General features: G+C 47.4%; 15 protein-coding genes. All 15 read left to right on the top strand.

All coding sequences use genetic code 11. The features are described 5' to 3' along the window. The first annotated feature begins 11 nt into the window (after positions 1 to 11). The 15 genes from WH37_RS34645 (at position 12) to WH37_RS13355 (ending at position 17507) form a co-directional block, all read left to right on the top strand. Positions 12 to 230: a cold-inducible protein YdjO-related protein gene (locus WH37_RS34645; protein WP_056040585.1), complete on the top strand. Its 219-nt coding sequence runs from the start codon at positions 12 to 14 to the stop codon at positions 228 to 230. Between the two features lie 83 nt (positions 231 to 313). Continuing rightward, complete coding sequence (locus tag WH37_RS13420) at positions 314 to 2269, top strand: ATP-dependent DNA helicase (RefSeq protein WP_046231065.1); 1956 nt, start codon at positions 314 to 316, stop codon at positions 2267 to 2269. Positions 2270 to 2334: 65 nt separating this feature from the next. After that, positions 2335 to 3540 (top strand): Bcr/CflA family multidrug efflux MFS transporter, encoded by a 1206-nt coding sequence (locus WH37_RS13415; protein WP_046231151.1) that lies wholly within the window; start codon positions 2335 to 2337, stop codon positions 3538 to 3540. A 426-nt stretch (positions 3541 to 3966) separates the two neighbouring features. Continuing rightward, complete coding sequence (locus WH37_RS13410) at positions 3967 to 5421, top strand: spore germination protein (protein ID WP_082110790.1); 1455 nt, start codon at positions 3967 to 3969, stop codon at positions 5419 to 5421. 4 nt (positions 5422 to 5425) lie between these two features. Further along, positions 5426 to 6550, top strand: a complete 1125-nt coding sequence (locus WH37_RS13405) for a spore germination protein (RefSeq protein WP_046231064.1) — start codon at positions 5426 to 5428, stop codon at positions 6548 to 6550. Next, on the top strand, positions 6534 to 7745 hold the full coding sequence (locus tag WH37_RS13400; RefSeq protein WP_046231063.1) for a Ger(x)C family spore germination protein: 1212 nt from the start codon (positions 6534 to 6536) through the stop codon (positions 7743 to 7745). Before WH37_RS13405 ends, WH37_RS13400 begins: the two co-directional genes overlap by 17 nt. Before the next feature lie 170 nt (positions 7746 to 7915). Continuing rightward, a complete protein-coding gene (locus WH37_RS13395; RefSeq protein ID WP_046231062.1) occupies positions 7916 to 8845 on the top strand; it encodes a tyrosine-type recombinase/integrase in 930 nt (309 codons plus the stop codon). 273 nt (positions 8846 to 9118) lie between these two features. Next, the gene (locus tag WH37_RS13390; protein WP_231594224.1) at positions 9119 to 9628 is read left to right on the top strand and encodes a DoxX family membrane protein; all 510 of its coding nucleotides are present in this window, start codon (positions 9119 to 9121) and stop codon (positions 9626 to 9628) included. A 252-nt stretch (positions 9629 to 9880) separates the two neighbouring features. Further along, positions 9881 to 10258 carry a BlaI/MecI/CopY family transcriptional regulator gene (locus WH37_RS13385; protein WP_046231060.1) on the top strand — a complete coding sequence of 126 codons (378 nt, stop codon included), beginning with the start codon at positions 9881 to 9883 and terminating at the stop codon, positions 10256 to 10258. A gap of 65 nt (positions 10259 to 10323) precedes the next feature. Further along, complete coding sequence (locus WH37_RS34640) at positions 10324 to 12501, top strand: M56 family metallopeptidase (RefSeq protein ID WP_082110788.1); 2178 nt, start codon at positions 10324 to 10326, stop codon at positions 12499 to 12501. Between the two features lie 852 nt (positions 12502 to 13353). Then, on the top strand, positions 13354 to 13896 hold the full coding sequence (locus WH37_RS13375) for a DoxX family membrane protein (RefSeq protein ID WP_046231059.1): 543 nt from the start codon (positions 13354 to 13356) through the stop codon (positions 13894 to 13896). Between the two features lie 190 nt (positions 13897 to 14086). Then, positions 14087 to 14842 (top strand): Crp/Fnr family transcriptional regulator, encoded by a 756-nt coding sequence (locus WH37_RS13370; protein ID WP_052736962.1) that lies wholly within the window; start codon positions 14087 to 14089, stop codon positions 14840 to 14842. Positions 14843 to 15033: 191 nt separating this feature from the next. Continuing rightward, positions 15034 to 15939 carry an SDR family oxidoreductase gene (locus tag WH37_RS13365; RefSeq protein WP_046231058.1) on the top strand — a complete coding sequence of 302 codons (906 nt, stop codon included), beginning with the start codon at positions 15034 to 15036 and terminating at the stop codon, positions 15937 to 15939. A 19-nt stretch (positions 15940 to 15958) separates the two neighbouring features. Further along, positions 15959 to 16921 (top strand): helix-turn-helix transcriptional regulator, encoded by a 963-nt coding sequence (locus WH37_RS13360; RefSeq protein ID WP_046231057.1) that lies wholly within the window; start codon positions 15959 to 15961, stop codon positions 16919 to 16921. Positions 16922 to 17033: 112 nt separating this feature from the next. After that, complete coding sequence (locus tag WH37_RS13355) at positions 17034 to 17507, top strand: ferritin-like domain-containing protein (protein WP_046231056.1); 474 nt, start codon at positions 17034 to 17036, stop codon at positions 17505 to 17507. Positions 17508 to 17681: the final 174 nt, after the last annotated feature.

Genomic DNA, 17681 nt, shown 5'->3' with positions numbered 1-17681 from the left:
TGTAAAATATATTGGCTACAAGCGAAGACATTACGAAACCGAAATTATTACCTACCAAAATTTTGAAATGTAAAAACCCCGAATGCAAAGCGTGGGTAAGAGATGAATTCGCTTCGGCAGAGCAAACCTGCCCGATATGCAAAGGACCGATGCTAAGAAGCATGAAGCATTTGCCAGCCGTGCAGAACAAGCCAAAGCCACAGCCTAGAAAACCGAAATCCGACTTTTAATTTCAATTTGAAAAAAAACCGCCCGAACGGCTGCGTGATTTTAGCGCAGCCGTTCGGGCGTCTATTTGGAGGCGCTGCAAAGTATGACACAACACCATTATCCGTTTGAATTTGACCCGTCGCAGCCTTACATGCAGCAGGCAAGCGACTGGATCGCGGATGTTTTTTACGAGAAGCTTCCTGAAGCCGGGCTTGAGCTGCGCGATGAGCAAATTTATATGGCGTTTCAGCTTGAGCGGGCTTATGCGGACAAGCAGACGATTTTCGCCGAGGCTGGCGTCGGCACAGGCAAAACCTTCGTTTATTTGCTTTATGCTATCAGCTACGCGCGTTATACCCGCAAGCCGGCTATTATTGCCTGCGCCGATGAATCGCTCATCGAGCAGCTGGTAAAGCCGGAAGGCGATATTGCCAAGCTGTCCCGCCATTTGGGGCTGACGATTGACAGCAGACTGGGAAGATCGCCTGATCAGTATGTCTGCTTGAACAAACTTGATGATGCACGGGGCGACGCTCAATTAGAGGGTGCGGAGCATTTTGACGACATTTACCGCAGCTTGCCGGATTTTGTTCATAAGCCGGAAACGATGCAAAGCTTTTACCCTTACGGCAACCGCAGAGATTACCCGGAGCTCAGCGATGAAGTATGGGACCATGTCGGTTGGGACGTCTTTCAGGATTGTATGGTATGCAGCCGCAGACATCGCTGTGGACAGACGCTGTCGCGTGATCATTACCGTAAATCGACGGATTTAATTATTTGCTCGCATGATTTTTATATGGAGCATGTATGGACCTATGAAGCACGCAAACGCGAGGGCCAGCTGCCCTTGCTGCCGGAGCATAGCTCAGTCGTATTCGACGAAGGGCATTTACTGGAGACAGCGGCGCAGCAGGCGTTAACGTATAAGCTCAACCACGCGGTATTTGAGAGCATTATTACGCGATTGCTGGAAGGGGAAATCCGCGAATCGCTGGCACTGGCAATTGAGGATGCGATTGTGCAAAGCGAACAGCTATTTGAACGTATCCAGCAAAGCAGCCGCGCTGTAGCAGCATCTGATCGTCGTGAGCTGCTGTGGGACAACACGCTTATACAGGAAGTGAACCGACTGCATCAGCTGCTTGATCTCATTGAAGAGGAGCTTGTATTCGAGAGCGGCTTGTTCACGCTTGATGAATATCAGCTCAAAATCGTCGAGGAGCATTTGGAGATGATCCAATATGCACTCTCGCTGTTCCGCAAACCCGAAAAACCGATTAGCTGGGTGATGGAGGACAAGTCGGGCATTTCACTCGTGATTATGCCTAAGCTGGTGAAAGAAGTGCTGGAAGAGCATGTGTTCTCTCGCAAAATGCCAATCGTGTTCTCATCCGCTACGCTGTCGGTTGACGGTTCTTTCGAATATACGATGGACAGCCTTGGCATTAAGCAGGCCGAGTCGTTCTCCGTTGCTTCGCCTTATGATTATGAAAATAAAATGCGGGTGCTTACTTCCGATTCTGAAGCATTGGACGAGTTTGTGAATCAGATGCAGGCAACGGTGAAGCTGCTTGGGGAAGCAGAGGGCGGCACCCTTGTGTTGTTCCCTTCTCGTGAAGAGCTCGCTCGCTTCAAGCAGGCGATGAATGACGAGCCGCTTGCGCAGCAAAGACGTTTTCTTTATGAAGGAACGTCGGAAATTAGCCATTTGATAGAGGCATTTCAAGCCGATGAGTCCAGCGTACTGTGTGCAGTGACGCTTTGGGAGGGGCTGGACATACCGGGGCCTTCTTTATCGCAGGTCATTGTATGGTCGCTGCCATTCCCTCCGAACGATCCAGTGTTTGCTGCAAGGCGTGCGGATGCCAAGCTGCCTTTCGAGGAAGTGGATATGCCTTATATGCTGCTGCGGTTAAGACAGGGCATGGGCCGTTTGATTCGTACAAGCAGCGACCAAGGTACGGTCGTCATTTTTGGCGAGGAAATGCGCCAGCCGGCTGTTAAAGAGCGGATTAGCGCCATTATGCCGAAAGGCGTTAAGCTTCAGGCTTTATAATCGTTTAAACCCATACCATTTTTATTTTCATACGACACCAGAGAGGAATTAAGCTCCAAATGAATATGAATATGAAACAGAACCATAATCGGCTCAGGCTCGCCTTGCTGCTCGGTTCTTTCTCGGCTTTGGGCCCGCTGACGATTGATATGTATTTGCCATCGTTTCCGCAAATAGCCGAGGATTTCGGTACGAAGGCTTCACTCGTGCAGTTGAGCTTGACCGCTTGTTTAGTCGGCCTTGGCCTCGGACAGCTGGTCATGGGACCGATGAGTGACGTTCATGGCAGGCGCAAGCCGCTGCTGCTGTCCTTGGTCGTTTATTTAATAGCTTCGCTAGCCTGTGCGCTGGCACCGAATATTACTTTGTTTATCGTCGCCCGTTTTATACAAGGCTTTGCTGCTTCATCGGGCATTGTTATTTCAAGGGCCATTGTCCGTGATCTGTATAGTGGACATGAGCTGACCAAATATTTTGCACTTATCATGCTTGTGAACAATGTTATGCCTTTGCTGGCACCTGTTGCCGGAAGCGGAATTATTTCCTTTACGACTTGGATCGGCGTGTTTATCGTACTCGGGGCGATTGGCCTTGCATTGGCGCTCATTGCAACGTGGCAGCTGGAGGAAACACTGCCGCGTGAAAAGCGAATTTCGAGTAATTTCGGCGAGCTGCTGCGCAATTTCGGGCAGCTGCTTAAGGATCGCGAGTTCACAGGTTATGCGTTGACGCAAGGACTGATGATCGGCGGCATTTTCGCTTATGTCTCAGGCACACCATTTATTTATCAGCATATTTATGGCACCTCGCCGCAAGTATTTGCCTTTTTGTTCGGCACCAATGGCCTCAGCCTTATTTTGGGCTCGCAGATCGTCGGACGGCTCAGCCACAAATGGTCGGAGCAGCAGTTTTTGCTGCTCGGGCTGCTGCTCTCTGGGGCATCGAGCGTTTCGTTGCTGATTGCAGTGCTTGTGGAGGGGCCGCTGTGGTCGCTCGTCGTTCCTTTATTTTTCTTTGTATGCTCGATCGGTATTACAGCTACTGCTTCGTTTTCGCTTGCTATGGAAAATCAGGCTCATATTGCTGGCAGTGCATCGGCCTTGCTTGGCCTGCTGCCGTTTGTGCTTGGCGCTGTAGCGGCTCCACTCGTCGGCATTGCCGGAGAGGAAACGGCTGTGCCGATGGGCGTTATTATTTTCACCGCCAGCATGCTCGGAATGGTTGCTTATTTCGGCCTTGTTCGCTCTAAGCAGCGTGCTTCAGGAAAATAAGCTGACGTACAAGGGAAGCTAGATTAGCAAGCAAAAAATAAAGCTAGCCTTATTAATGAGGTACCTATAGTCAGGACACTTTGAAAAAAGTGATCGGACTGTGGGTACCTTTTTTTTGAAATATAAGAAAGTATATGCTTTACCATACTTGTTCTTCTATTTCTCGGACTGAAACGCGCCGCGCAGCCAAAGGACGGCGCCAGCCATTTCACCTTGATTTTCACAGTTAGTGGTTAAAAACAGGGAAATCAGGAAAACATACACTTTATTCAATCAAGGGCAATACAAAAGGATGGCGGTGCAATGAAGGCATTTCTAGCCTATATACCAGAATACCCCGTGTTCCTTCAGGCGCTGGCCGTGCTTATCGTTCCGGTCATACTATCCGCCTTATTCACATGGGCTGAGTCGGAAAGGAATTGAGTCATGAATAGGGAAAACAGCATTGAAAGCCGTATAGAGGCCATAAGAGAGCAGATAAAGGAATATGGGGATGTCAACATACGGAAATTTGAACTGGGGCAGACAGCAGTCAAAGCGGCAATTATGTATTGTGATGGACTGACGGACAGGGAGCAAATTGATTTTCATGTATTAAAAGCATTAATGTCCTATTCGTTTGACCAACGGCCGATTTCGAAGGAGCTCATTCAAAACACGCTGTTATCAACAAGCGAAATTATTGAAGTGGAAACGCAGGAAGAGATGCTTTCCAAAGTGCTTACAGGATTTACGGCCTTAATGGTTGATGGGATTAATGAAATCACATTAATCCACGCGCTGGCGGGCAAAAGCCGCAGTATTGAAGAGCCTATTTCGGAAGCATTGGTTCGCGGGCCAAGGGCCGGATTCAATGAAAATATTTCCGACAATATCGCCTTACTGCGCAAACAGGGTGAAAATAAAGACTTGTGCTTGCTCAAGCTCCAAGTGGGCGAACGGGCAAAGAAGGATCTGTATATCGCTTATATGAAAGGAATCGCGAATCCCGCTCTAGTGGAAGAGGTACACCGGCGGGTAGCAAAAATCCGTATCGATAACGCGCTGGAGTCGGGCTATATCGAGCAGCTAATTGAAGATAATTATTTAAGCCCATTTCCGCAAATTCAAAACACAGAGAGGCCAGATAGAGTGACAGCGGCACTAATGGAGGGGAAGGTAGCGATTTTGCTTGACGGTACGCCATTTGCTCTAATCGCACCTGTAACCTTCAGCATGCTGCTGCAGTCGCCAGAGGATTATTATGAGCGCTGGCTGGCAGGAACGCTGCTAAGGATTATGCGCTTTTTCGCCGCAATCATGGCGTTGTTTGTTCCGGCTACTTATATTTCCTTTATCTCCTTTCACCCTGGCTTAATTCCAACTAAATTGGTCATTTCCATCATTGCTACGAGAGTTGGCGTGCCTTTCTCATCCCTGCTTGAAGCATTGATCATGGAAATTGCCATTGAAATTTTGCGGGAAGCGGGCCTCCGTCTGCCGAAACCGATTGGTCCGGCGATGGGAATCGTAGGCGGCCTCATCATTGGGGAAGCTGCTGTTCAGGCGGGAATCGTCAGCCCGATTCTCGTCATCGTCGTGGCACTGACCTCGATCTGCTCGTTTTCGATACCGCAGTATAGTGCTGGAATTTCTTTGCGGATGCTGCGCTTTCCAGCGATGTTTTGTGCAGCTGCCTTCGGCATGTATGGCGTTGTCTTGTATGCCCTGCTGCTTGGTGCGCATATTTCGAGGCTGCAAAGCTTTGGCGTCCCTTATGCCAGCCCGGCTGCTCCATACCGATTAGGGGAGTGGAAGGATTTCCTTATGCGCGCGCCGCTGCGGATGATGAAACGGAGGCCAAAGCTGCTTTATCCGCAGGATTCTACTAGAAAAAGGTGAGGCAATGAGCGGGACCCAACAGGCCAAAGGCGGCCTTCCCCAAGAAAAACTCACGACCATCCAGGTCGCGGTTATCATTTCTAACTTCATGCTAGGTTCCGGCATTTTATCGCTCCCCCGGGTATCAGCGGAAAAGGTGGGCACTCCGGACGCTTGGATATCGGTCTTATTGGGCGGGCTTGTAGCAATTGTGGCGGGGGTCATTATGGCGCTCTTATCGCAAGCTTATCCAGGTCAGACCTTTTATGAATATAGTCGAAAAATTGTAGGCTCGTGGCTGGGACATTTGCTAGGTCCAGTCATGATTTTATATTTTGCAGCGACTGCAGCTTTTCAAGTGCGCTCTTTATTCGAGGTTTCCGGCTTTATATTATTAGAGGGAACACCGCAATGGGCGATCACTTCCGTATTTTTGTGGGTGGGGCTGTATTTGATGCTAGGTGGACTTGGCGCTATTGCCCGCCTGTTTGAACTGATTTTACCACTGACTATTTTCATCTATTTACTGGTAACGTTAATGGGGTTTACTATATTTGATCTAGATAATTTGCGTCCTCTATTGGGGCAAGGCATCTGGCCCGTTCTAAAAGGGGTTCAGACGACCTCGCTCGCCTTTACAGGCTTTGAAGTCATTATCCTATTGACAGCCTATATGAAAAATCCTAATAAAAATATTAAAGCAGTGACCGCAGGAATAGCCATTCCGCTCGTCATTTATATCGTGACCGTTTTTATGGTCATTGGCGCATTGTCCGTTGATGGAACCTTAACGAAAAACTGGCCTACACTTGATATGGCCAGAAGCTTCGAATTGTCTGGCTTGATTTTTGAAAGATTCGAATTTCTGCTGTTGATTATTTGGATTATGCAAATTTTCTCCAGCTTCACAACCGCCTTTTATTTTTCAGCATTGGGCATTTCCCAGCTGTACAAGCGCAAAATGAAAACCTGCCTTTATGGGCTGCTTCCATTCGTATACATTTTCGTTGCTGTTCCGAGAAAATTAGATGACGTGTTTACACTGGGAGACTGGATTGGGAAAGTAGCGCTGTATTTGTTTGGGGTCATTCCGATTGTTTTATTGATTGTGACGAAATGGAGGTCGAGCAAGCATGCGAATCAGACATAAAGCCAAGCGCTCGCTCCTTATCGCTATATGTGCGCTAGCACTGCCCCTGCAAACGGGCTGCTGGAGCAAGGATGAGATCGAGGATCAAAGCATCTATGTCGGCATGGGCCTGGATCCAGCAAGTGAAACGAAACTGGAAAAAACATTTCGTAAAGAAGGAGACGACTACCGCAAGCGCAAGCTTCTAACCTATACCCTGCAGATTATTAATGTGCAATCTGAAAGCCAGCATGGCGGCGGACAGGCTCCAGTCTCAGAGAAGCCTTATTTTAATATTTCCGAAACCGGAGATTCCATGTTTCAGCTCATTCGTGAGTTTTCGGCGCGAATGGAACGTCCAGTCATTGGCCATCATTTGAAGGTCATTGTCATTAATGAGAAGCTTTCCCGAAAATACAGCATGAATGAGCTGCTCGATTTTTTCCTGCGTGACAATGAAATTCGGCCAAGTTGCCTCGTTCTGATTAGCAAAGGGAGTGCGCGCGGCACAATGGTAGCGAAAGACAATTCGATTATTCCGTCCTTTCGGCTTACAGGACTTGTGGACAATCGCTACCGGTCCTTGAAAATTTTGGAGCCGATGACATTATCAAAGTTGGAGGGGAAAATATATGGCAAGCAAAGCTATTTGCTGCAAAATGTCATTTCCGCAGAAGGCGAGGTCAAATTTTCCGGCGGGGCCGTTATTAAAGGCAAAACGCAAAAACTGCAAGGGTTATTGACCGAAGAAGAAACGATTGGCTGCGTATGGCTGACAGGGAAAGGACAAGGCGGCTTGGTCAAAAGCTATCATGAGGACAACCACCAGCCGATTGTCTATGAGGTCAAAAGCATGAAAAGCAAAATTGACGCCAAAGTAGCAGGGGATGAAATTTCCTTCCATGTCAGTATTAAGTCGAAGGGAAGGCTGACCGAAGAATGGTTGAATAATAATGAACCGATTGATCCTGCTTTCAAAAAACAGGCGGAGGCAGGCAGTCAGAAAGAAGTGCGGAGACTAACCAATTTGGCATTGAAAAAGCTTCAGAAGCAATATGGAACAGATGTGCTTGGCTTCGGCAAGCAGCTCAGTATTCAGCATCCTCGCAAGTGGGAGAAGATAAAAGACCGCTGGGAAGAGATGTTTCCTGAAATTCCGATTACGGTGAGTATCGATATGGAAATTACCGAATATGGGGCTAAAATTACGCGTTAGTACCGGATAAAGCAGCATTTTGGGCCTATTTAATCGCTAAAAAAACTGCGTGAAATACATATTTCACGCAGTTTCACTTTACGGGCATTATATTTATCAGCTATGATAAGGAATATATCAAATTTAAGCTTTAAAAGTTTGGATTTGAGGAGCTGGAGGTAGCAAGCAGCATGTGGCAGCATGAAATTATCGATACGTATACGCAGGAGCTAGAGCTGTTCTCCATCTGGATGAAAAACAAAGGGATGACGGCAGCGACGCAGCGGGCCTATTTGAGTGACACCCAGCATTTTTTACATATGGTACATCCGAAAGCACTGGATCAGGTTGGAAAATTGGATATGGTGCGATTTATGTCGGCTTGTCGTGAAAAAGGGGCAGGGGATGAAGCGCGCAATCGCAAGCTTTCTTCCTTGCGCTCATTTTATAAAGCGCTGATCGAGCTAGAGGCTCTCAGCGTTAATCCGGCTGCACTTATTGCTAAGTCGAAGCAGGAGAAAGGGCGCATCCCTGTCTACTTAGAGGAGGATGAGCTGGAGCAGCTTGTTTCTGCGGTCGGCGGAAAATATTATGAGCGAAATTTAGCGATTATGCTGCTCATGTGTTATGCGGGACTGCGGGTAGGCGAGGTCCATCGTCTGAACTTGCAGCATTTTCACTCCGATGGTTCGCTTCATATTCTCGGAAAAGGACGGAAATGGCGGGTTGTTCCGCTGCCAGCACCGCTTCAGGAGGTGCTTCGCCGAGCGCTGGAGGCGCGAAAGGCGCCGGGACAATTGAAGGAGCAGGCGATGTTCGTCTCGCAATTCGGCAGACGACTATCCATTCGCATGATTCAGACCGTTGCGGATGAGACGATTGAGCTGTTGAAGGAAAGACTGCCAGAGCTTGAGGGCAAAAAAATTTCCAGCCATAAGCTGCGGCATTCCTTTGCCACGCTGCAAATTCGCAGCGGTACGGATATTCGTACGCTGCAGGAGCTTATGGGCCACGCGAGTATAGCGACGACGCAAATTTATACGCATATAGACAACAAACAACTGCAAAATGCGATGAATAATATTGCGGGTAAAATGAAGATTGGCAGCAGAAAAGCTTAGTCGTCTGGTATAGCACAAGAAGGGAAGCGTTGCATCTTTGATGCAGCGTTTTTTATGGTGTGGATGTCGGTTGAAAATGAGCCGCTTATAGCTTGCGGTTTTCTACACCATTAAGTTTACATAATTAAAATTACGGTAACTAAAAGTAATATCCTCAAATTGTATTAAAAATCAATAAAATTCAATTTGTTTAATTTTTAATAAAATTACGTACATTATTCATAATTTCCTATATAATGAAAATATTCGACAAAATTAGACGAAAGGATGTTAATGATGATGGTACTAACATGGATGAAGGAGAGCCGGATTGCGGCGGGGATTTTCGTATTTCTTCGCTTGTATATTGGGGTGAAGTGGCTTTCGGCTGGCTGGGGCAAGCTGACTGGAGAAGGTTTTAGCTCGGCAGGCTTCATGGCGAATGCCGTCGAAAATCCGATCATGGATAAAGCGACAGGCCAGCTTGTTTATCCTATGTACACGGGGTTTTTGGAGAATTTCGCCTTGCCCAACGCAGGCCTATTTAATCTCATTATTCCCATTGGTGAATTTCTTGTGGGCCTGGGCCTAATTGTAGGTGCATTCACCACGACGGCCGTATTGTTCGGATTGCTCATGAATTTCATGTTTTTATTTGCAGGGTCTATATCCACCAATCCTTGGATGGTGCTGCTGGGCGGCATTATTCTAATCGGAGGAGCCAATGCGGGCAAGTTCGGGCTGGATTATTTCATCTTGCCCTACTTGGGGTACCGACAACAAAACGCGGAAAACGTACGCTAAGCAATTCGTTACATAAAAAAGCGAGCCCTCCCTTACTCTACAAGGGGGGGCTCGCTTTTAGTAAATCGTAGCTGAGCAAAGTTCAACTAACGTTCTTCGTTAGCGTAAAAGTAATCACTCTGTTAACTACTGATAGTCGTAACCATACTCTTCACTGCTGGGGACTTTTCCGCTTGACTTACTTTGTTTACAAGCATAAACTATAAATAACGTTTACGCTTGTAAACAAATCATATAAAAAAGGTGAAGAAGATGAGCAACTCTCCCCACATAACCGAAGCCGAAAGCCAAGTAATGAAGCTTCTATGGCAGAAGGAACCTTTGTCTGCTTATGATATCATTTCGAAGTTGTCGGATCAGATGAGCTGGACGGATCAGACGATCAAAACCTTCCTTAACCGCCTGCACAAGAAGAATGCGATCCGTTTTGAAAAGGCCGGCAGAAATTATCTCTATTATTCGTTGGTTTCACATGAAGAATACTTAAAAGCCGAGAACCGATCCTTTCTAGACAGAGTTTATAACGGGGCTGTAGGCATGCTTTGTACGAAATTTCTTGAGGAAGAGACTCTATCCGAGAAAGATATCGAGGAGCTTCAACAACTGCTGGAAAAGAAGAAGAACTCATGATATTCATGAAGACGATGTTCACCCTTATTTTGAATGCATCGTTGGCGTCGACGGCAATCATCTAGCTGCACCTCTTCATTCGGAAGTTGTTCCATCTGCGGCTTACACCTAGATTCATTCATGTCTTGTGGTTCCTTGTATTAATTAAACTGCTTGTACCTGTTGGTCCGTCGAGTTCTATCAGTTTGTTTAATCTGGTGCCGCAAGCGATAGCAGATAAATGGACAACCGATCAAAGCCATCCTGCTGACAATTCCGGATCCGTGAAGCAAAGAGAGGACACTTTCGAATCCGGCGACGAAACGAAGGCAGCCTTACAACAACGCGCAGAAGAAACTCTGCCTTCCGATTTATCGGCATCCCGGCTTGAGGATTCTGATTTGGTAACAGCAACTCCTCTCTCTCACAGCGGCGAGGAAAATCGGGGTGGGTCCAGTATACTTAAAATCGGCTTATTGATATGGCTTGGAGGATTAGTATTCCTCGGTATTTATTACCTGGTTGTGACACTAAGATTCAGAAAACAACTCCGATTCGCCCGCCGGATCAACAATGAAGAGGTACTTTCTGTTCTTAAAGCGTGCAGTGAACAACTGGGTATTAAACCAAACATTCCGGTTTATGAGATAAGCGGTTTTCAGAGCCCATGGATCTACGGAATGTTAAAGCCTAGAATTTATTTGCCGGAAGATATTGTTGTCATCGCAGATTCCCGGCAATTGAGACATGTTCTTCTACATGAGCTGGCACATTATAAACGCAAAGATTTATGGTTCAATTCCTTATGGACGTTAGCGGTATGGCTACATTGGTTTAATCCTTTGGTTTGGCTGGCGCGGCAAAAAATGGCCTCCGATCGGGAAATGGCCTGTGATGCGGTCGTGCTTGAAGCGCTGGGTGAGCGGGAATCTTCGTCATATGGCATGACACTTCTTATGCTGTCGCGTTTTTTTTCCCGAAGCTCTTCTCCACGGGTTAATCTTTCATATTTCTTCAACAACAAGAATGAGACGAAACGGAGAGTTATGATGATTACGAAGTTCAAACAAGGTTCATACAAGCTGTCTGCAACGGCTATTTTGTTGATATTAGTCTTGAGCGCAGTTTTGCTTACCAACGCCAATGTCGATTCAAATGCTTCTCAGGCAGCGGATTCAAAGGTTGAGAATACGGTTTCCTCCTTTCAGATCGACAGACTGATTCCATCGTCCAAATGGTTTCATAATCTGGACCGGGCGCTCGCTTTTTCAACATTTGACTTTAAAGCGCCTGATTATCTGCCCGAAGGGTATCGTCTAAGAAATGTGGATTTGAGTGAGAATTTCAGCAGAGCCAATAAAGCAGACTGGATTGAATTAGTTACGATCACTTTCGTATCGAACTTTGGCCAACAAGACGAGCAAAATTTTGAGATAAAAGCTTCCAAAGGAAACGGCACTTTGCTGGAGCATCAATTATTGTGGGGGGCTTCGTATTCCCAAGAACCGGGCCGTGCTCCTTCTTACCGGCAAGAAGACCTGACATTAGGCAGTATGAAAGGTATTATGTACACAACTACAAGGTCCAAGTATAAGAAAAAACCTGAAACAGCCAAAAGTTTTGTATGGCAGGAAAACGGTGTAACGTATTCGATCAATTATTATAGCGCTGATCTTACACAAGAAGAGCTGGTGAAAGTCGTTCAGTCATTTGCATTGCCAGAACAAGTTCAATATGTCGATTATAAGGGTGAGGGCAATTCATTCCCTTTATATGATGAGACGGATTTGCAGGAAGCAAAACATATTCTTGGCTTTCCAGTGAAATTCCCGTTTGCCATATCAGACTATGGTCTTAAACTTTCCGATTCGGTTATGCAGCAGGTTGACGATCAGAACACCGGGTTCTCCATTAGACCGGACACAGACGCCTTAAAGAATAGTTATCGCGTTCCTTACAATTCCTCCATTTATGAAATAAATGACACGATTGATTATTATCAGAGCAAAGCGCCTATTGTGGATGTGAACAAGTTGTCGTTCATGCACAAATTGGGGATTAACGGTATCGAAATATCGGCATATGCAGATAAGGATCATATCTATTGGGAGCCTATCCATTCGGATAACAATCAGTTGAAATTCAAAACTCAAACGTATTACGTGTGGAAGCAAGACGGTATTTATTATACGGCTTTTTTCCTTGGGGTGGACAAACACCAGGAAGAAAATCTTAAAGCTTTAGTACTCGCTCCTGTCCAATAACCAGGAAAATGAGGTCAACATCATGAGAATCAGATTAGCACATAAAGAGGATCAATTCGTCACGTCGGTCATTACGTTGAATTATGAGTATTGGAGCGGGGTGAGAGGGAATTGGACAAAGCGCAGCGCATCAACCGTCTGAGAGAAGCGGAGGTGTTCTGCTACCGGCTGTGCTACGCGCTGCTCGGCAGCGAGGCAATGGCCGCTGAAGCGGCGAAGGAGATGTTAATCCGGATTTGGAGGGACGACCCATTTTCGACGGCGGGGCGGACCAGGCGAAGCTCCTGAAGCGCCAGGCGTCCGAAGTATGCCTGACTTTTTTCGATCGCAAGAAGACCCACACCATCGAATCATCTTGTGTTGATGACGTCAAGAACTTGAGCCTGTAAATGACAAGAACTTGATCCCATTCCCGACGACATGTCTCCTAAACGCTGCAAATACAAACGCTGAATCCAATTAACCTAGGATTCAGCGTTTGTAGTCTATCCCGTTACTACAATGAAACAGGGAGCATTACCTACTTGAAAACAAGCTTTCAACGTATCGCTGGCAAAAGCCGGAGAGGCGGGAATAATCCATTTAAGCCGACGATTGGCTAGATGGTTGCCCCGTGATTCCAGCCAGTTGCTCTGCGCCACTTACATAATCAGCAACATCTGACATCGGATCAAAGGTGGCGCAGCGCAATGGTCGTTCAGCCCTGTGCATGCGTTCAAATAAACGACACAAATAGACGAAATCGGCCAATCTTTTTAGGTATTGTGAAAAAAATCACATATTAATGCTCTGCCATCCCTTATGATAAAGACAGAAACAAACAACACATAAACACTTAAGGAGTGAGTGGTCATGTTATACAAATGGCTGAGAGAAAATCGAATTGCGGCAGGTGCGCTGTTACTGCTTAGACTATATGTCGGGTACCACTGGCTGGAATCGGGCTGGGGCAAGCTGACAGGCGGTGGCTTCGATACGGCAGGATTTTTGAAAAATGCAGTTGAAAATCCAGTAGCTGACCGGGCGACAGGTCTCGCCGTCTACCCAACGTATACCGCATTCATTGAGCATTTCGCCCTACCTAATGCTAAGCTGTTCAATTTTTTAATCCCGCTCGGCGAATTTCTGGTTGGTTTAGGTCTCATCGTTGGTGCACTTACGACAACAGCTGTATTTTTCGGACTTCTCATGAACTTTATGTTCCTGTTCGCTGGAACGATCTCGGTTAACCCATGGATGGTGCTGCTGGGCGTCATAATCATCGTCGGTGGCGCGAATGCCGGCAAATACGGTCTTGACTACTACGTATTGCCACTGTTGCGTAAAGGCTACAACCGCCTCGTTCATCACAAAAATGATGGTGGAAGCACCGGACTGAAGCCCTCAGCGAGATGACGCTGAGCCCGAGCTCCATTAAATAAAAGCAACCTGCATCGCGCGAGTCATGGTTCTGAATGAACCTATGATGACTGTGATGCAGGTTTTTTGCGAAAAAGGCACTGTTTTTACAATTTCCTTCTTCATAAGTATGCACAAAGACGTCATATATTGGTATGATGTACAAAACGGGAGGGGGATGAGCCAGATGAGCGCAAATAGCTCCAACGAACAAGGCAGCTTCGCTCGCCCCGCTATTTCGCAAGGAGAAGGCATTGCGGCCTTTTTCGCCCCAGCTGATTTGGAGCGTTTAACCGAGCGGATGAGCATGCATCGTTACGAGGCGGGCAATCATTTATTTTGGGAAGGCGATGCAGCGAGCTATCATTATTTAATCGTTTCGGGAAGAATCAAGCTGACCCGGATGATGGCCGATGGAAAAAGCCTAACGCTGTCTTTTGCTGGGCATGGCGACTTTCTCGGTGAATATGGCGGTGAAGGACAGCTGCTGCATGGCATGAGCGCTGAAGCGACGGAGGACGTTGTTGCCGGGCTTATCGCCTCTGACGAATTGGAGCTGCTGCTTAATGCAAATGGGAGCATGGCGGTCAGCTTTGCCAAGTGGCTAGGAATGATGCAGCAAATTAGCCAGTCAAAGCTTCGTGATTTGACGCAGTTCGGCAAACTCGGGGCACTCGCCTCGACGCTGATCCGGCTTAGCAATATGTACGGGGTGCTGCGTCCGGAAGGGCTGCATCTCGATATTCGCCTGACCAATAACGAGCTTGCTGAGCTGATTGGAGCGACGCGTGAAAGTGTCAATCGAATGCTCGCGGCGCTTAAGGATGAAGAAGTAATTAAGGTCGTCCGGGGTGAAATTATAATTCTCAAGCTTGATGAGCTTCGGACCCACTGTGAATGTCCGACGGCACCGACCTGCGCCAAGGGCGTTTGCCGTCTGTAAAATAACGTATGACAATCGCTAATGGAAGTGCGGGGAAAGTGGCGCGCATGCTCCATTAGCGATTTTATTTTGCCCGTCCATTTCTGACTTTGTACTCTTAATCGTTCGATATATATGACAGTAGTTGTCATCTAGCGGACGTTATAATGAGTGAGATTGGAACAAGCAGATAAAAGGGAGCGTGGCTGGTAATGAAACCATTAGCCGGAAAAGTAGCTGTTGTAGCGGGAGCTACGAGAGGAGCAGGCAGAGGAATTGCCGTTAGTCTGGGGAGAGCCGGGGCAACGGTCTATTGTACAGGACGAAGTGTGAGAGGCAGCTTGTCGAATATGAATAGGCAGGAGACGATTGACGAAACGGCGGAGATGGTTACTGCAGCTGGGGGTATAGGCATTGCTGTGCGAGTAGATCATACGGTGGAGGCGGAAGTTCAGGCATTGTTCGAGCGAGTGAAGGCAGAGCAGAACGGACAGCTCGATTTGCTTGTGAATGATGTATGGGGCGGCGATCCATTAACCGAGTGGGGCAAGCCGTTTTGGGAGCATTCGCTGGAGGATGGCCTGCTTATGCAGCAGCGTGCTGTTTTTTCTCATATGATCACCAGTTATTATGGCGCGCCGCTTATGACGGCTAGAAAACAAGGGCTCATTATTGAAATTACAGACGGAGTAGACAACCAGTATCGGGGCAATTTGTATTATAGCTTGGCCAAAACGTCTGTTATTCATTTGGCTAAAGCGATGGCGGAGGATTTGCGCCCGTTTGGCGTAACCGCCTTTGCTTTAACACCGGGTTTTCTGCGTTCGGAGGCGATGCTGGAGCATTTTGGAGTAACGAAGGAGAATTGGCGGGATGCTGCTGCGCAGGAGCCGCATTTTCTCATGTCAGAGACGCCTGCCTATATTGGTAGAGCGGTTGCCGCGCTCGCATCTGATCCAGAAGTCCACCTCAAAACGGGGCAGGCGCTAAGCACTTGGGGGCTCTCGGAGGAATACGTGTTTGACGATGAAGATGGCAGCCGCCCGCATTGGGGAAACTATGCAGCTACCATCGGAATAGGCGCAAGTCCAGAATCGGACAACGGAGAAACGACATAAGAGGAAGGAGGGAAATCAACTGCGGGCAGATCGATTGATTGCAATATTGCTGCTGCTGCAAAACCGCGGCAGAATGACGTCGCAGGAGCTCGCGGGCCAGCTTGAAGTATCAGGAAGGACGATCCACCGCGACATGGAGGCGTTAAGCGCTGCGGGTATTCCTATCGTAGCCGAGCGCGGGACGAATGGTGGCTGGATGCTCACCGAAGGCTACCGTACGAATTTGACCGGCATGAAAAAGGAAGAAATTCAGTCGCTGCTGTTGTCCCAGCCTACGGGCATTGCCTTAGATTTGGGAATCAGCGATAACTTTGAATCTGCTTTTCAGAAGCTAGTCGCCGCGTTCCCGTCTATGTATCAGGAGGAAGCGGAAAAGGTTAGGCAGCGTATTCATATCGATGGCGCGGGCTGGCGGGAATCAAGCGAGCAGGTGCCGCTTCTCCCGCTGATTCAAGAAGCGATTTGGCTGGAGCGGAAGCTGCTCATTTTATACTCTCGCGGAGCGGAGCTGGCTGAGAGGCTAGTTCAACCACTTGGGCTCGTGGCGAAAAATAACGCTTGGTACTTGGTTGCTGACACGGTAGGAGGCATGCGAACGTATCGAATTTCTCGGCTGCATGAGGCTGCTATGCAGGGGGAAACGTTCGATCGGCCAGAACGGTTCGATTTAGCTTCCTACTGGCAGCAATCCATTATGGAGTTCAAGTCTGCGCTGCCGCGTTATCCGGCGAAAATCCGCATAAGGGAAGCAGAGCTGCCCCGATTTCGCCAGCAGTGGTATGTCACGCTTATGAAAGAAGGCGCTGTTTGTCATGGTGAGGTAGAGGCGGATGTGCTGTTCAATACGCTGGAATCCGCTTGCGAAATTTTGCTTAAATTCGGCTCAGCCGTTGAGGCTCTTGAGCCGTCAGAGCTGCGCCAGAAGCTGCTTCAAGAGGTGCAGGCAATGGTGTCGCTTTATGCGGCCAATCAAGAGGAATAGACAGGTTAGGCGATAGTGGGAGAACAAGCCGTCGAATAGACAACTGTAAACAAATGGGCTGCACACACATATGTTGATCTAAATAACGATCTTTATTTGTGGAGGCTAATAGATGAATTGGGTTAACCATCAATGGAGAAACACGATGTTTATGCCAGTATGGGCAACAACTCCGCAGCATGCGCTAACCTTGATAAAGGAGGCTGTACAAGGGGAACGAAATGACGAGTTGTTTTATGATGAGCTGATTAGGCTTGCGCCGAATGCCGAGCAGGCAGGGATAATTATGTCTATTCGCAATGATGAGCGCGGCCACAACCAAATGTTTCGCGGGATTTATAGACAACTTACCGGCCAGGAAATTACCGGAGTCAGCAATGAACCCCATCAGCCCGTGAGCTCCTATCTTGCCGGAGTAGAGGAAGCTTTATTAGGAGAGCTTGCTGCAGTTGAAAAATATCGCAGCATTTGGTTCGGCTTGCCCGTGGGTATATACAAAGATACGGTTTTTGGAATTATTTTAGACGAGCTGAAGCATGCAAGCAAATACAATTATTTGATTACTTTAAATCGAACGAATAATTAGTTAGAAAATAAAAGAAGCCGGATGCTCCTGATACGGGAAGCTACCGGCTTTCGTTTTTTTGTTTACATAAAAAATAATATGTTACCTTTTTTTGTTGTTGCCTCTCTAAACCCCTATCATATTCCCTTTTTTCCTGCATATGTTTAGTTTGTTAAGGATAAATTCCAGTCGTAT

The organism is Paenibacillus algorifonticola, assembly GCF_000971975.1.
In the GTDB taxonomy this organism is placed as follows: domain Bacteria; phylum Bacillota; class Bacilli; order Paenibacillales; family Paenibacillaceae; genus Pristimantibacillus; species Pristimantibacillus algorifonticola.
Note: the sequence above shows the minus strand (reverse complement) of the source record. Positions and strands in the feature narration are given on the sequence as shown.